Genomic DNA, 317 nt, shown 5'->3' on the forward strand with positions numbered 1-317 from the left:
GGTAACAAATCAATCTAATGATTTCATAGAAAAGAAGAATAAGGAAATCACTAGAGGTATTAACCATAAGGAAGTTGATAACAACCATGAACCTATAGCCATAATAGGCATGAGCGGAAAATATCCACAAGCTAAGAACCTTGATGAATATTGGGAAAACCTAAAGGATGGAAAAGATTGTATTACTACTATTCCAGAAGAGCGGTGGAAATTAGATGGATTTTTCCAATCTGACATTAATAAAGCTGTAGCAGATAATAAAAGCTATGGTAAATGGGGAGGATTCATAGATGGTTTTGCAGATTTTGATCCTTTAT

General features: G+C 33.8%; 1 protein-coding gene. It reads left to right on the top strand.

What is annotated here, in order from left to right; translation table 11 throughout:
* A partial coding sequence (locus ACX6CF_RS27125; RefSeq protein WP_458788484.1) for a beta-ketoacyl synthase N-terminal-like domain-containing protein occupies window positions 1–317 on the top strand: 317 nt, incomplete at both ends.

This window comes from Vallitalea sediminicola (genome assembly GCF_054408565.1).